Annotated in this window: 15 protein-coding genes; 10 read left to right on the top strand and 5 right to left on the bottom strand. The window is 39.3% G+C overall.

The genetic code is table 11. The features are described from left to right. Position 1: 1 nt before the first annotated feature. Together RDV53_RS09800 and RDV53_RS09795 are read right to left on the bottom strand one after the other, a co-directional pair. Entirely contained in the window at positions 2 to 505 is a 504-nt protein-coding gene (locus RDV53_RS09800; RefSeq protein WP_005696257.1) for an HI_1622 family ECF transport-associated protein, read from the bottom strand. Beyond that, the gene (locus RDV53_RS09795; RefSeq protein WP_005696256.1) at positions 505 to 1188 is read right to left on the bottom strand and encodes a DUF4198 domain-containing protein; all 684 of its coding nucleotides are present in this window, start codon (positions 1186 to 1188) and stop codon (positions 505 to 507) included. The genes RDV53_RS09800 and RDV53_RS09795 overlap by 1 nt, the downstream gene beginning before the upstream one ends. 86 nt (positions 1189 to 1274) lie before the next feature. Here RDV53_RS09795 and RDV53_RS09790 point away from each other — a divergent pair, with 86 nt between their 5' ends. From RDV53_RS09790 to hypE, 5 genes are all read left to right on the top strand, one after another. Then, positions 1275 to 1688 (top strand): MerR family transcriptional regulator, encoded by a 414-nt coding sequence (locus RDV53_RS09790; RefSeq protein WP_005696254.1) that lies wholly within the window; start codon positions 1275 to 1277, stop codon positions 1686 to 1688. A gap of 136 nt (positions 1689 to 1824) precedes the next feature. Continuing rightward, positions 1825 to 2166: a hydrogenase maturation nickel metallochaperone HypA gene (hypA, locus tag RDV53_RS09785; RefSeq protein ID WP_005696253.1), complete on the top strand. Its 342-nt coding sequence runs from the start codon at positions 1825 to 1827 to the stop codon at positions 2164 to 2166. A 186-nt stretch (positions 2167 to 2352) separates the two neighbouring features. Further along, positions 2353 to 3159, top strand: coding sequence for a hydrogenase nickel incorporation protein HypB (gene hypB, locus RDV53_RS09780; RefSeq protein ID WP_005696252.1), 807 nt, complete (start codon positions 2353 to 2355; stop codon positions 3157 to 3159). A 9-nt stretch (positions 3160 to 3168) separates the two neighbouring features. Beyond that, positions 3169 to 4281: a hydrogenase formation protein HypD gene (gene hypD / locus RDV53_RS09775; protein WP_005696251.1), complete on the top strand. Its 1113-nt coding sequence runs from the start codon at positions 3169 to 3171 to the stop codon at positions 4279 to 4281. A gap of 4 nt (positions 4282 to 4285) precedes the next feature. Further along, positions 4286 to 5299 carry a hydrogenase expression/formation protein HypE gene (gene hypE / locus RDV53_RS09770; protein WP_005696250.1) on the top strand — a complete coding sequence of 338 codons (1014 nt, stop codon included), beginning with the start codon at positions 4286 to 4288 and terminating at the stop codon, positions 5297 to 5299. A 68-nt stretch (positions 5300 to 5367) separates the two neighbouring features. Here hypE and RDV53_RS09765 read toward each other — a convergent pair whose 3' ends face one another. From RDV53_RS09765 to purR, 3 genes are all read right to left on the bottom strand, one after another. After that, entirely contained in the window at positions 5368 to 5691 is a 324-nt protein-coding gene (locus RDV53_RS09765; RefSeq protein WP_005697650.1) for an HI1450 family dsDNA-mimic protein, read from the bottom strand. Positions 5692 to 5804: 113 nt separating this feature from the next. Continuing rightward, positions 5805 to 8444, bottom strand: a complete 2640-nt coding sequence (gene ppc, locus RDV53_RS09760; protein WP_005696248.1) for a phosphoenolpyruvate carboxylase — start codon at positions 8442 to 8444, stop codon at positions 5805 to 5807. Positions 8445 to 8616: 172 nt separating this feature from the next. Next, positions 8617 to 9627 (bottom strand): HTH-type transcriptional repressor PurR, encoded by a 1011-nt coding sequence (purR, locus tag RDV53_RS09755; protein ID WP_005696247.1) that lies wholly within the window; start codon positions 9625 to 9627, stop codon positions 8617 to 8619. 402 nt (positions 9628 to 10029) lie between these two features. Here purR and RDV53_RS09750 point away from each other — a divergent pair, with 402 nt between their 5' ends. From RDV53_RS09750 to RDV53_RS09730, 5 genes are read left to right on the top strand one after another with little or no spacing between them, the layout of a single operon-like run. Then, positions 10030 to 10800: a glycosyltransferase family 25 protein gene (locus RDV53_RS09750; protein ID WP_005696245.1), complete on the top strand. Its 771-nt coding sequence runs from the start codon at positions 10030 to 10032 to the stop codon at positions 10798 to 10800. Positions 10801 to 10807: 7 nt separating this feature from the next. Beyond that, positions 10808 to 12007, top strand: coding sequence for a hypothetical protein (locus RDV53_RS09745; RefSeq protein WP_005696243.1), 1200 nt, complete (start codon positions 10808 to 10810; stop codon positions 12005 to 12007). Beyond that, the gene (locus tag RDV53_RS09740; protein ID WP_005696242.1) at positions 12000 to 12881 is read left to right on the top strand and encodes a glycosyltransferase family 2 protein; all 882 of its coding nucleotides are present in this window, start codon (positions 12000 to 12002) and stop codon (positions 12879 to 12881) included. Before RDV53_RS09745 ends, RDV53_RS09740 begins: the two co-directional genes overlap by 8 nt. Before the next feature lie 22 nt (positions 12882 to 12903). After that, positions 12904 to 13707 carry a glycosyltransferase family 2 protein gene (locus RDV53_RS09735; protein WP_005696241.1) on the top strand — a complete coding sequence of 268 codons (804 nt, stop codon included), beginning with the start codon at positions 12904 to 12906 and terminating at the stop codon, positions 13705 to 13707. A 33-nt stretch (positions 13708 to 13740) separates the two neighbouring features. Further along, entirely contained in the window at positions 13741 to 14856 is a 1116-nt protein-coding gene (locus tag RDV53_RS09730) for a lytic murein transglycosylase (protein WP_032822413.1), read from the top strand. Positions 14857 to 14905: the final 49 nt, after the last annotated feature.

The raw sequence follows: 14905 nt of genomic DNA, 5'->3' as shown, positions 1-14905 counted from the left end.
ATTATCTTTCCTTAGATTGCGACGCACGCGTCATTTTTGAGGCTCTAATCAATGCCCATAAGCCAAAAATACCAACAATATAACCGATACCACCAATAATATCGTGCAGGTAAATTTTGTCTTTTAATTTAGAAATATCTTCGCGGACCAACATCAATGCATTGTCACTATTATTAGTAGCTTGTGCAGATACTCTGTTGGCAACAATTGAGGCTCGATGTCCTTCTTCACCTTCTATCACTACTTTAATGGCACCTTCGGCAGTGGTATTGATCGGATAGGCAAATTGCCCATCGCGATCCGTTTTGCCTTCCAATAGAGGGGAGTCCTGACCAGCTTGCAAAATTTCCATATAGGTTTCTGCCGCTGGGGTCATATCGGAATAATAGGCTTTGCCAGAGACTGTGTGTCCATCATATTGTGCAAAAACATGCAAACTATGAGCCAATGCTGATGGTGCACACAGCCAGGTGAAAAGTGCGGTTAAAAATACAACTTTTTTCATTATTTCGCATCAAAAGTGAGCATATATTCAACACTACGTTTGTTATAGTCAGGATTGTCTTTAACCGGCTCATCAAATTCAGCCCAGACTTTGTTATAGCCCGCTTTAGGGGTGAATTGTGCAATACCTTTTTCATTGGTTAAGTTGAATGGGTGATCTTCGCCTAAACCCACTTTGATGCCTTGCACAGGTTTACCTTTGACTAACACAAGAATGTCCACAGGTTGTCCCGCTTTCGGTTCACTTTGTGGGATCAATTCATAATCCATGTTGTGTGATTTATTTGCTTGAGCATCCCAGTGTAAAATTGCTTTGCCGAATTTGACTGGATTAACACTAAGTACAGCATCAGGTGCTTGTTGTTTGGTTTTTTCTACGTATTTACCGCTTGGCAATTTTGACCAAACACCATTATCAAAGCGAATAAATGCGATGGCTGCATCTGGTGCAGCAAAGTGTGCTTCGCCTTCTTTAAAGTTTACTGTGGCATTTTGCAATTGGCCTTTAGCATCAAGTAGGCGTACCGCTTTTAATTTGCTTTGAGGATAGGTTTCAGTTTCCTCATGACCAAATTTAACCACATATTGCCCTTTTGCATCCTTAACAGGCTCCAACCAAACATTATGCGCATTAGCGAGTGATGCACCGAATAGTGCAGTGATAAGTAATGCTGTTTTTTTCATGGAAGTTCTCCTTTTCTAACATGTGAACACTGTGGTAAAGTATAAAATATGAAGTAACTTCAGAGTCAAGGATAATTTAATTAAAAATGAAAATTGGTCAGCTAGCCAATATTGTTGGCTGTACGGTGGAAGCCGTACGTTTCTATGAAAAACAAGGATTGATCGAACCCGCCAAGCGAACAATTGGTAATTTTCGCGTTTATACGGAAGAGCATTTGAAACAACTTTCTTTTATTTGCTATTGCCGCAGTTTGGATATTTCACTGAAAGAAATCAAAATGTTGCTCAATCCTCAATGTGCCACTCAAGAGCAAGAAAGAGAAATTAATGAGCTGCTAGATCGACATATTCGAGAAGTATCAAAACGGATCCATGAATTGGCTCACTTGAGAATTCGCTTAATTCAGCTCAAAGGCAAATGTAGCCAATTTGAACAAAACAATGATTTAATGAATACTTTATTGCAACATAGCGGCATTAATTTTGTGCCGCTAAAATGATTTCTTGTACGGGTACCAGTAAAAATTTTTCAAACAACGTTTAAATATCGAACAACGAAACACAGAAACGCTGAAAATAAATATCAAAAAAGAGTAGAATTGGAACAGACTGCTTTTTTATTTTAAGGAGAAAATCATGCATGAGATGTCTCTCTGTCAGAATATTATGGAAATTATTGATCAACAAAAGAAAAAGCATGAAATCCATGAAGTGACAGATATTTGGCTAGAAATTGGGGCGCTGTCTTGTGTCGAGCAAAGTGCGGTAGAATTTTGCTTTGAAATTATGCGAAAAGATACCGTTGCTGAAAACTGTCAGTTACATTTTATTCATTTACCTGCGATTGCATGGTGCTGGCAATGTCAAAAGGAAGTTGAGATTGAAGCCTATCAAGATTGCTGTCCACATTGTCTCAGTGCATGTTTACAACGTCGAAGTGGCACCGAATTTAGAGTGAAAGAAATTGCCGTAAAATAGCAAGACGTCTAAATTGGCAAATTTAACCTGATCTTTTGAATATAAAATACGCTAACTACTTGATAGTATGTATTTATCTCTCTTCAAAGAATATATTTAAGATAGAGAATATGGTATTCTAACGCATGTGAATTACCATAGATTCTAAGTATTTACAGAATAAACGAAAAATTATTGAGGTGACTTATGTGTACAACCTGTGGCTGTGGCCATCCAGACCAAGTCAGAATCGGAGAATTACCGCATGTTCATAATGATTCCAATGCGCAACATGCAACAAAACTACCTAATTTTTCTCACTCCTCCTTCCGCATGCCAGACTCTCCACAACAAGAAGAAACCCAGCAACGATTACTGAAAGTAGAACAAGATATTCTTGGCGCAAACAATCAATTAGCCGATATGAATCGTCGCTTTTTTGCCAATCAACACATTTTGGCACTTAATCTTGTTTCAAGTCCTGGTTCAGGCAAAACAACCTTATTGACGACCACACTAAACGCATTAAAAAATGACTATCCTTGTTATGTGATCGAAGGGGATCAACAAACAGAAAATGATGCAGATCGTATTCGTCAAACGGGTGTGCCGGCGATTCAAGTTAATACGGGCAAAGGTTGTCACTTAGATGCACAAATGATTGGTAATGCATTGGTGAAATTGCAGCCACAGGAAAATAGTCTGATGTTTATTGAAAATGTCGGAAACCTAGTCTGCCCATCAGAGTTTGATTTAGGCGAGCATGCTAAAGTGGTGATCTTATCCGTGACAGAAGGCGAAGATAAACCGCTGAAATATCCACATATGTTTGCGGCTTCGAAATTAATGATTTTAAACAAAGTAGATTTACTGCCGTACTTAAATTTCGATGTGGAAAAATGTATTGCTTATGCGAAACAAGTGAATCCAACAATTGAGGTTATCCAGTTGTCTTCTCAAAGTGGAGAAGGGTTACAGCAATGGCTAGACTGGTTAAAAGCGCAAGAACGATAGGAGCATCAAATGCAGTTTGTTGATGAATTTCGTGATCCTGAACTGGCTAAAAGTTTGTTACAGCGACTACAAAAAGTAATGGAAAACCAACCGCACTTTACGCCAGAAAATCCGTTATATCTGATGGAGGTCTGTGGCGGACATACTCATACCATTTTTAAATTTGGGCTGGATCGTTTATTACCCAAAAGTATTGAATTTATTCACGGTCCAGGCTGCCCTGTGTGTGTATTACCGATGGGGCGAATTGATGTATGTATTGAGATTGCTCGTCGCCCCGAAGTAATTTTCTGTACTTTCGGTGATGCCATGCGAGTACGTGGACGTTTAGGTTCATTATTAGAAGCCAAAGCACAGGGCGCGGATGTTCGTATTGTTTATTCACCACTTGATGCGTTGAATATCGCATTGAATAATCCAGACAAAAAAGTGGTGTTCTTTTCACTCGGTTTTGAAACAACTATGCCGAGTGCCGCAATTACCTTGCAACAAGCTAAAAAACAGCAGGTAAAAAACTTTTTTGTGGTATGCCAAAATATTACCATCATTCCGACATTACACAGCTTATTGTCACAAGGACAAGTCAAAATTGACGGCTTCCTTGCACCAGGTCATGTTAGCATGGTGATTGGTTCTGAACCTTATCAGGAATTGTGTGACACCTATCATAAGCCTTTTGTGATCACCGGTTTTGAGCCTTTAGATATCCTACAAGCAATTTTAATGTTGGTGACACAGATTGTTGAAAAACGCAGTGAAGTGGAAAATCAGTATAAACGCATTGTGCACCAGCATGGTAATGTGTTGGCGCAACAGGCAATCAGCGAAGTGTTCCGCTTGAAAGCCAGCAGCGAATGGCGTGGATTAGGCGAAATTGCAGAATCAGGCGTAGAACTGACAGATGATTATCAATGCTTTGATGCAGAAGCGCATTTTGCTTGTCAGCCACATCAAGTTGCCGATGATCCTGATTCTCGCTGCGGCGATGTATTAATCGGAAAATGTAAGCCAGCGGATTGCCCATTATTTGCTAAAAAATGTAATCCTGACAATGCCTATGGTGCATTGATGGTATCTTCCGAAGGGGCATGTGCGGCCTATTATCAATATAGACGGGAATAAAACAATGACTGATTTTATTACAATGGCACACGGAAATGGTGGTGCCACAATGCAAGAGTTGATCCGCGATTATTTTATCGAGGCATTTGATAACCCGATACTTTCACAGGGCGAAGATCAGGCTCGTATTGCTTTACAAGAGTTAAATGCTTTAGGTGGAACATTGTCATTTTCTACCGATAGCTTTGTGATTGATCCGATTTTTTTCCCTGGTGGCGACATTGGTAAACTCGCTGTATGTGGTACCGCTAACGATGTAGCGGTATGCGGTGCCGTCCCAAAATATTTATCCTGTGGGTTTATTTTGGAGGAAGGCTTACCACTAGAAACTTTAAAAAAATTGATCCAGTCTATGGCAAAAGCCTGCCAGTCAGCCGGTATTCAAGTGGTAACCGGTGATACCAAAGTAGTACAAAAAGGCGCGATAGATAAAGTGTTTATCAATACAGCCGGTATTGGTGTGATACCAAATGGACTCGACTGGGGCGTGCATCGTATTCAACCAGGTGATCAGATTATTGTCAGTGGTACTTTAGGTGATCATGGTGCAACCATTTTGAATTTACGGGAAAATCTTGGTATTCAAACGGATTTACGCAGTGATAGTGCTGTGCTTGCACCGCTCATTGATTGCATTCGTCCAATTGAAGGGGTGAAAGCTGTACGCGATGCGACCCGTGGTGGTGTGAATGCAGTACTTCATGAATTTGCACAGGCACAGAAAGTAGGGATTCAAATTGATGAAACGGTATTACCAATTCGTCAGGAAGTACGTGGTATTTGCGAATTACTCGGTTTGGATGCATTAAATTTTGCTAATGAAGGCAAATTGGTAATTGTGGCAGATAAAGAAAAAACAGCTGAAATTCTAACCGCACTTCGTCGCCATCCATTAGGTGAAAACGCAGCCGTAATTGGTGAAGTGACCACTGATGGCAAAGTTCGAGCAGTTGGTCTTTTCGGTCAAAGTCGTTTATTAGACTTACCACGCAACGAACCTTTACCGCGAATCTGTTAAGCAAAAACCGGTTTAATGTTAAATTAAACCGGTTTTAGTTTGTAAATTGATATAAGGGAGAAGCGTCGCTATTTTTTCCAAATAACGTGAAATTCACGATCTTCTTCTCGGTGTGAAATTAAGAATTTCGCAAACACATCATCCATTTCATCTTTCTCATTCACTAATCCTACCCACACTTCAGCAAAAGCCTCAGGATCGATTAATACCCCAATTTCTTGTTCCCAATCATCGGCAGTTTCGACAAACTCGACCGCACCACGATCTTCAAATTGTAGATTGAATAGCATAATATCAGCCGGATCGAGATTTTCGCCCGCCATTTCTAAGAAAATATCATAAGCAAGATCAATCGCTGCATCGGGATCAAGTTTTTGAATATCAGTTGTCATTGGGTTTTCCTTCATTAAGTCAATTGCGCGTATGATACCGCAAGAAACACAAAACAAAAAGTGCGGTCAAATTCATCGTTGTTTTTGACCGCACTTATTTATATTTGTTGTAACTAGCCCGTATTTCGCATACCTGCTGCAATACCAGTGATGGTAATCATCAAGGCTTGTTCGACATCAGGGCTTGGGTTTTCAGGTGATTCACGGAAACGACGGAGCAATTCCACTTGAAGGAGATTGAGCGGATCCGTATAAACATTACGTAATGCAATAGAATCCGCGATCCACGGTAAGTCCGCCATTAATTCATCTTTGTGAGAAAGCGAAAGCACAGTTTTAATATCTGCATTGAGTTGATTACGCAGATTTTCACCTAAGTACCAAAGCTCTTTTTTCACCAAGTTATGATCATATTGCTCAGAAAGCCAAGTATCGGTTTTACTGAACACCATTTCTAACATCCCCACACGAGTAGAGAAGAATGGCCAAGCTTTACACATTTCTTCAATAATATGACCTTTGCCTTCATCTACAATTTTTTGAATTGCCGCACCCGCACCAAGCCATGCTGGTAGCATTAAGCGGTTTTGCATCCAAGCAAAAATCCATGGAATGGCACGCAAGCTTTCCACGCCACCATTTGGATTACGTTTTGCAGGGCGAGAGCCAAGTGGTAGTTTAGACAGTTCTTGTTCCGGTGTGGCACTGCGGAAATAAGGCACGAAGTCTTTATCACCACGAACAACACTACGGTAAATGTCGCATGAAGTAGCGGAAAGCTCATCCATGACGGTACGCCATTCTGCTTTTGGTTCTGGCGGTGGAAGTAAGTTTGCTTCCAAAATTGCACTCGCGTAAAGGTCAAAGGTTTCAACTGCAACTTCGGGTAAACCGAGTTTAAAGCGAATCATTTCCCCTTGTTCGGTGACGCGTAAACCATTTTTGAGTGAGCGTGGAGGTTGAGAAAGTAATGCTGCATGTGCAGGAGCACCACCACGACCGATTGTACCACCACGACCATGGAATAAAGTGAGTTCAATACCCAGTTCTTCGGTTAAATTAACTAACGCTTCTTGTGCACGATATTGTGCCCATGAAGCTGCCATCATGCCTGCATCTTTAGCTGAGTCAGAATAGCCAATCATCACCATTTGATGATTATTAATCACACCACGATACCAACCAATATTAAACAATTGACGCGTGACGCCTTCAGAGGCATCTAAGTCATCTAAGGTTTCAAAGAGTGGCACGACAGGAATATGATAAGGCACCCCCGCTTCTTTTAATAATAAATGTACGGCAAGCACATCAGAGGCACTTCTTGCCATAGAAATAATATAGCAAGCAATCACGCCTTGTTTTTGTTGGGCAATGACTTTGCAAGTATCTAAAATTTCTTGGGTTTCAGCAGAGGGTTCCCAATGGGTTGGAATTAATGGGCGACGAGAATTTAACTCGCGTACTAAGAAAGATTGTTTTTCTGCTTCGCTCCATTGTGCATAATCGCCAATGCCAAGATAACGGGTAATTTCAGCAATGGCATCTGTATGACGGGTACTTTCTTGACGGATATCCATTTGTGAAAGAGTGACACCAAAACAACGAATACGATGCAAAATATCTAATAATGAACCATTAGCGATAATCCGCATGCCACACGCCATTAATGATTGATAGCAATCATAGAGCGGTTCCCAAAGTTGATTATCTTCCATGATGATATCCGCTTGGCTTACGCGTGGCGGACGATTTGCCAGGCAATCATCAAAGTAATCAAGAGTGGCGATAAGTTTTGTACGAAGCGTTTTGACTACAAAACGATAAGGCTCTAAATGTTCACCATATTTTTCGGTAAATTCTGGTGTGCATTTCACCATGGATAATTCATCAGCAAGAGATTTAATGTCATTTAAGAATAAATCTGCAGCTTTCCAACGAGCAAAATAGAGTACTTGTTGCGTAATTTTTGAAGTAACAAATGGATTGCCATCACGGTCACCACCCATCCAAGAAGAAATTCGGACAGGACGTAAGCCCACTGGTAAATCGTACCCCAAAAATTCACGAGCATGTTCATTTAATTGACGTAAGAATTCCGGCACCCCTTGCCATAGGCTGTTTTCAATCATGGCGTAACCCCATTTTGCTTCATCGAATGGCGTAGGGCGAACGGTACGGATTTCATTGGTATGCCATGCTTCAGCAATTAAACGAAGTAGCAAGCGTTCAATAATGCCGCGTTCTTTAGGCGTTAAATCATCGTGCTCTAATTTGCTTAAGCATTTATTGATCTCAACGTGTTTATGGATTAAAGAACGACGTGTGGTTTCGGTTGGGTGTGCCGTTAATACCAGTTCAATAAGTAAGTTTTCAACGGTTTTGTAAACTTCTTCTTTTGAAGTATTTAATGCTTTTAAGCGTTGGAATAAAGCACTTAATGAACGATTAGAAGATTGTAAATCTTTATGTTGACGAGAGACCGTTTGGTATTGTTCAGCGATATTCGTTAAGTTAAGGAAATGGCTGAATGCTCGTGCAACAGGAATAATATTTTCATTTGAAATGGTGGAAAGGGTATCCAACAATGTTTTACGTGCTTGGCTATCGCCAGCTCGAGATTGTTTGGATAATTGGCGAACATTTTCAATTAAGGTGAGAATGTCTTCGCCTTGTGCATCATTAATGGTTTCTCCAAGAAAACGCCCTAACATATTAATGTTATGGCGGAGAGTGCGATACTCATCAGTCATATGAACTCCGATAAAGAAAAAAATAAAACTAGGGGAGATATAACCAAAAATATGTATCGGGATCAAATGCTATACGTCAAAAACTTGCATTAAATCAAAAAAGGCTAAAATAAGTAAAAAATGACCGCACTTTTTTAGATAAAATTTAAAGTGCGGTCAAAAAGTTTAATGTTTATTTAAGGTTGCGAACTGATTTTCGAATGACGAGTTCAGGATGGATAGCAATGCGGTGTTTTTCGTGATTATCGTTATCTTTATTGGCAATACGCTCAAATAAAAGATTAACCGCTTGTGCACCTAAACGAGACTTCGATTGGTGAATCGTTGTGAGTGGTGGTGCATAGAAACGCGATGAGTGAATATTATCATAGCCGATAATCGAGATATCATCAGGCACACGCAAGCCTTTTTCCGTAATCGCAGAAATTGCGCCTAATGCCATCACATCATTACAACAGAATACGGCAGTAGGTAGGCTGTCTTGTGCAAGAATTTTATTCATACACTCATAACCGTCCTCAGGTTCGAAGAAACCTTCCATAATCCAATTTTCATGGATCGGTAGATTGGCTTCATTCATGGCTTTTACAAAGCCTTCGTAACGGGTTCTTGCCGTCGTTTTATCTAATTCACCCGCAATAAGACCGATCTCTTTATGACCACAATCAATTAAATGCTTAGTAGCAATATAACCGCCCGTAAAGCTGTTATCTTCAATGATATCGGTATCAGCATTTGGGCCCCAATCCATTACCACCATCGGCACAGACGAGAAACTAGAAAGCACATCAAGTGAATGTTGTGTGTATTCAGAACACATGACCAATAAACCATCTACGCGTTTTTTGGCAAGCATTTCGACGTGGTTTTTAATTTTTTCAGGATCATTTTGTGTATTACACAAAAAAAGTGAATAGCCTTGACGATAACAATGATCTTCAACGGCATGAATGATTTCAGCAAAATAAGGGGATTCACTGGTGGTAACAATCATCCCAATGGATTTTGTCGTATTGACTTTTAAACTCCGAGCAACAGCACTTGGTGAGTATTTCAAGCTTTTAATGGCTTGCATCACCGCCTCTTCGGTTTCTTTTGCTACAAAACGGGTTTTATTAATTACATGGGAAACAGTGGTGGTGGAAACACCGGCCATTTTTGCGACATCTTTAATTGTTGCCATAATTTTGCCTCTAGAGAATTTTTCCTATTATAAAGACTGTCACCAAATAGGTTAAGTAAATTATAAAAAATTTTTGAAAAAACGCGCTTTATTGTTAGAATGGGATATCTTTAACTAAATAAGTGAGAAATTAAAATGAGTGATTTTGGTTACGCAATGTTAGCTGTAGTGCTTTCTTTAAGTGTTGTTGTGGGTTTAGCGACTGCAATTTTCTAATTGAAAGAAATAACATATTAATCCATTTAAAATAGACCGCGCTTTAAGCATTTAAAGTGCGGTTATTTTTTAGGTCTTTTAAAGTTGTACTAAAAGCCATGCTATTGGATTATTTCTTTAGTATAATTTGCAACTATTTCCGTTTGTTGTAATCAAAATACTGCAAAAACCAAATTTGAGATAATTATGAATAAATATTTGATTTCACTAGATAAAGATGTTCAGCGTCGTGAGCTGTTTTTTGCTCAACCGGATACAGCAGATTTCGTTGTATTTTCAGCGATTAATACCATGCAAAAAGAGTGGGATGAATTGGCAGAAGTATTCAATCCAACGAAGTTTGAGCAACATTATGGACGCAACGTCACAAAAGGCGAAATTGGTTGCACATTAAGTCATTTAGCGGTTTATCGTCAGATCGTAGAAGATCAAAATGTGACGGAAAATGATTATGCATTAGTCTGTGAAGATGATGCGTTATTTAATGCTAATTTATCACCAAAAACAATCGCACTCTTAACCGAAAAATGTGATGCGGATATTGTATTAATCGGGCAGTCAAAAATTGCTGAATTTAATAATGTGGAATTAGAGATCAATTATCCAACCACTTTTTCATTCTTGCGCCAAACTATTGGTGATGTCACCGTGGCTTATCCATATAAAAGTTATTTTGCAGGTACGGTGGCATACTTAATCAAAAAATCAGCGGCACGTGCATTTTTGAAACAACTCGAACAAGAAAAACCGTTTTGGCTTGCTGATGATTTCTTATTATTTGAAACCCAATTCCAGATTAATAACAATGTGGTTCGTCCGCTTGTGGCCATTGAAAATCCACAATTAGTGAGTAATTTGGAAGCGATTCGTGGTTCAAAATCTAATAATTTAGTGAAGAAATTAATTAAATATCCACTCAAAAAAATCTTAGCAGTGAAAAAGAATTTAGGAAAATAACGTAAAAATGACCGCACTTTTTAATCTTTTTTATCTTTACGATCCTTGGCTGTTTCATGTTGTACGAATGTCATTCGTCGCAGGTTTAGCGGCATTGGTTGTATTGGCTTATCAATATTTTAAAAAGCAGAAACCACAAGGTATCACTGTACCAGTAGATAGTTTAGCCGTCATCATTGGGCTGATTGCATTTAGCGTGATTCCGCTTTTAGTTAACGGTACGCGAGATTTTTCTGTCATCACCATGTATGTAAAAGAGCTGATTTTATTTATCTTTGGTGTGGGGCTTTATAATGCCTTCTATGCCAATGTAAATGGTCAACAGAAAGTGGTGCGTGATTTACAACTCGGTGTAGTAGTGCAGTTTGTAGTGGGCGTGATTGGCTTGCTTGGTGCATCATTTATGATTGATTTCTTGCTTTCAACTAATGCGGTGTTGCCTGCACGTTTTTATGGTTCAGAGCAGGAGTATCGCTTATATAACATCACTGCAACCGCCTTTTTCCAATTGAGTTTGTTCTATTTAATGCTGTTGCATTTTTTATTGGCTTACAACGCTAAACATAATACGCTTCCAAATGTTTTAGTGTTTTTTATGCTATGTATTGGGTTGATTTCAGGACGTACATTCCTCCTATTATCCGTCGTGAGCATTTTAGTGTATTTCAAATGGCGTTATGTGCCATCCCTAATAGCATTCGCCGTTTTAGTATTATTATTGGCCTATTTCTTACCAGAAAATCCTTATGTGGCACATGCTTTAGAGCCTGTGATTAATTTATTACACGGTGCAGGATTTGTCAGTTCGTCAACGGATACGTTGATGAAAAACCACCTCTTTATGCCAACACTTAAGCAGTTCATTTATGGCGATGGCATGTATATGACCGGTGAGTTAGAGGTTGGCCGTTATTATGGGCATACGGACTCTGGTTTCTTACGCCAGATTCTTTATGGTGGCCTGTCTTACGCTTTGGTGTGTTTTGCTGTGACCTTCTATTTTGTGCGCAAAGTCGCCTTAAATTGGTTTGATGGCAGTTGGAAATTTATCCTTTCTGCTTTCGTGATTTTAGCGTTCTGTAACATCAAAGCGGATACCTTTGCTTTCCCGGGCATTATGTTTGTCATGTTGATGTTCTTATCGCTTTTTGGCACTCAAGGTAAACAACTTATTTTATTTAAACAAAAGGAGCCGAAAGATGTTTAGTATCATCGTGCCTTCTTATAATCGGAAAGAAGAAATTCCTGCGTTATTGGAAAGTTTAACCAAGCAAACCACCTATAATTTTGATGTGGTGATTGTGGATGATTGCTCAAAAGAAGCCGTTGAAGTAACACAATCATATCCATTTGCAGTTAAAGTGATTCGTAACGAAACCAATCAAGGGGCGGCAGAAAGCCGTAATATTGGGGCACGAAATGCGGATAATGAATGGTTGTTATTTCTTGATGACGATGATCGTTTTGCAAATGATAAATGTCAGAAATTAGCCGATGTGATTGTCGAGCATCCCGATGTTAACTTTGTTTATCATCAAGCTAAATGTGAAATGGTCAATGAAGGTTTTAGCTATGTGACTAACCCAATTGAGCCACAAGAGATTAGCGTAGAGCGAATTTTACTGGCGAATAAAATCGGTGGTATGCCGATGGTTGGAGTGAAAAAAGATCTGTTTTTAAAAATCGGTGGATTATCGACCGCACTTCGTTCATTGGAAGACTATGATTTCTTGCTGAAGCTTGTACAAGATCCAACGTTTAAAGCGTACAAAGTGGCAGAACCATTAACTTATTGTACCTTCCATACCAAGCGTTCTAGCGTATCAACAGATACCACTAATACGCAAAAAGCGATTGATTATATCCGTGAACATTATGTGAAAACGGCAGAACAAGAAAAGAATTTTGCCATCAACGCACAATATATGTTGGCTTACCCACATATTATGAATTTATCCCGTAAAGCGGCTTTTTACTATTTTGAAATTTTTAAATTAACGAAAAGTATTAAGCAGCTAGTCATTGCCTTTGTGGTTTTAATTTCACCTAAATTGGCAATTAATTTGAAGCGATTTATGTAGATAACTTATTAGATAGAGAAGTATGAAATTTTCAGTTTTAATGTCCTTATATATTAAGGAAAACCCACAATATTTAAGAGAATGTTTTGAAAGTTTAGTGGCTCAAACCCATCCGGCAGATGAGATTGTGTTGGTGTTTGATGGTGCTGTCACACCTGAATTGGAAGCCGTGGTTTCTGAATTCGAAACAAAATTACCCTTAAACTTAGTGAAATTGCCAAAAAATTTAGGTTTAGGTAAAGCACTCAATGAAGGATTGAAACATTGTTCACCCGATTGGGTATTCCGTATGGATACCGATGATATTTGTGTGCCAGAACGTTTTGCGAAACAAGTGGCGTTTATTGAGCAGCACCCGGATACGATTATTTTCGGTGGGCAGATTGCTGAGTTTGGCGAAAATATTCAAGACATTGTGGCATATCGTAACGTGCCGACTGATGCACAAGATATCGTTAAATTTACCCAAAAACGTTGTCCGTTCAACCACATGACGGTGGCATATCAAAAAAGTGCGGTCATTAATTGTGGTGGATATGAAGATTTACAGGAAGATTATTACCTGTGGATTAAGCTCATAGCACAAGGACAAAAAGTGGCAAACTTGCCAGATATTTTAGTTTATGCCCGCGTGGGCAATGGCATGGTAGGGCGTCGTCGAGGTTTAAACCAAGCGAAAGCAGAATGGCGTTTATTTAAATTGAAACATCGCTTAGGTATTCAAGGTTTATTTTCTGGCCTATTCACCTTTGCCTTGCGTTCAGGTTCTCGCTTATTACCAACCTCATTATTGAAAGCTGTTTATAACCAATTTTTACGCAAATAATGCGATATTTTGATAATTAAAAAAGGAAAAGAAATGAATTTAATCTCAACGTTAAAAATGACGGCATTATCGACCGCACTTTTATTAGTGGGTTGTTCAAGCAATACGACAACAACCACGTCATCCACAAAAAGTATTCCGTCAGTAAGCAGTAATGCTGTTTATAGCAAACCGAGAACTTTAGATAACTTTAATGATTATGTACAGTTCTTAAAAGGCAAAGCGGCTGCTGAAGGCGTATCGTTGTCAATATTGAATGCACAAAATAATATTCAATATATGCAAAAAGCTGTGGATTTGGATCGTGCTCAAGCGGGGAGAAGTCAGCGTAATGCGGATCAACCACAGTTACCGAATCCAAACGGTACAACGAATTATTTGAATAAAGTACTGACCCAAAACAAAGTAGACATTGCCGAAGAGCGTTATTGGGAAGTCCAGGCACCATTACAACAAGCCAGCCAACGCTATGGCGTTCAACAAGAATATATCCTTGCTTTATGGGGTATGGAAAGTAGTTTTGGCTATTATCAAGGTAGCTATGATGTACTATCAGCTTTAGCCACATTAGCCTTTGATGGCAGACGTGAAGCCTTATTTAGCAAAGAATTTGTGAATGCGATGAAGATGTTAGAACGTGATCATATTCAACGCCACAGAATGTTAGGTTCTTGGGCGGGTGCAATGGGGCAAACCCAATTCATGCCAAGTGCATTCTTAAATTATGCAGCAGATGGCAATAATGATGGTGTGAAGGACATTTGGACGAACCAATTTGATGCGTTTGCTTCAATTGCAAATTATCTCCACACTGTAGGTTGGGATAACAAATTGCCTTGGGGTGTAGAAGTAACATTAAATCAACCATTAGATTTATCGCTTTCTGGTATTGAGAAGAATAAAGCACGTTCACTCAGCGACTGGCAGTCTAAAGGTGTCACTTTAGCGAGCTTTAGCCAACAAGAACAAGATAAACTTGCCGCGCTTTCGCAAGCCGATCTTTGGCTAGTTCGCCCAGATAAAGAAGTTGGGCGTGCATTCTTAGTCTCCAATAACTACCGCACGATTTTAGATTGGAACAAATCAAATTACTTCGGCGTGAGCATCGGTATGTTTGCTGATCGCATTAAGATGGCCACCGGCTTGTAGAAAATTATTTTCCTTTTATAATCCAACAAAGCTTTGTTGGATTATTTTT

Source organism: Haemophilus parainfluenzae ATCC 33392 (assembly GCF_031191205.1).
Classification (GTDB): domain Bacteria; phylum Pseudomonadota; class Gammaproteobacteria; order Enterobacterales; family Pasteurellaceae; genus Haemophilus_D; species Haemophilus_D parainfluenzae.
Note: the sequence above shows the minus strand (reverse complement) of the source record. Positions and strands in the feature narration are given on the sequence as shown.

Bases quoted from the DNA above. Each gene is read 5' to 3' on its own strand.
- RDV53_RS09800 (WP_005696257.1), bottom strand. From the start codon at position 505: ATGAAAAAAGTTGTATTTTTAACCGCACTTTTCACCTGGCTGTGTGCA.
- RDV53_RS09795 (WP_005696256.1), bottom strand. From the start codon at position 1,188: ATGAAAAAAACAGCATTACTTATCACTGCACTATTCGGTGCATCACTC.
- RDV53_RS09790 (WP_005696254.1), top strand. From the start codon at position 1,275: ATGAAAATTGGTCAGCTAGCCAATATTGTTGGCTGTACGGTGGAAGCC.
- hypA (WP_005696253.1), top strand. From the start codon at position 1,825: ATGCATGAGATGTCTCTCTGTCAGAATATTATGGAAATTATTGATCAA.
- hypB (WP_005696252.1), top strand. From the start codon at position 2,353: ATGTGTACAACCTGTGGCTGTGGCCATCCAGACCAAGTCAGAATCGGA.
- hypD (WP_005696251.1), top strand. From the start codon at position 3,169: ATGCAGTTTGTTGATGAATTTCGTGATCCTGAACTGGCTAAAAGTTTG.
- hypE (WP_005696250.1), top strand. From the start codon at position 4,286: ATGACTGATTTTATTACAATGGCACACGGAAATGGTGGTGCCACAATG.
- RDV53_RS09765 (WP_005697650.1), bottom strand. From the start codon at position 5,691: ATGACAACTGATATTCAAAAACTTGATCCCGATGCAGCGATTGATCTT.
- ppc (WP_005696248.1), bottom strand. From the start codon at position 8,444: ATGACTGATGAGTATCGCACTCTCCGCCATAACATTAATATGTTAGGG.
- purR (WP_005696247.1), bottom strand. From the start codon at position 9,627: ATGGCAACAATTAAAGATGTCGCAAAAATGGCCGGTGTTTCCACCACC.
- RDV53_RS09750 (WP_005696245.1), top strand. From the start codon at position 10,030: ATGAATAAATATTTGATTTCACTAGATAAAGATGTTCAGCGTCGTGAG.
- RDV53_RS09745 (WP_005696243.1), top strand. From the start codon at position 10,808: ATGACCGCACTTTTTAATCTTTTTTATCTTTACGATCCTTGGCTGTTT.
- RDV53_RS09740 (WP_005696242.1), top strand. From the start codon at position 12,000: ATGTTTAGTATCATCGTGCCTTCTTATAATCGGAAAGAAGAAATTCCT.
- RDV53_RS09735 (WP_005696241.1), top strand. From the start codon at position 12,904: ATGAAATTTTCAGTTTTAATGTCCTTATATATTAAGGAAAACCCACAA.
- RDV53_RS09730 (WP_032822413.1), top strand. From the start codon at position 13,741: ATGAATTTAATCTCAACGTTAAAAATGACGGCATTATCGACCGCACTT.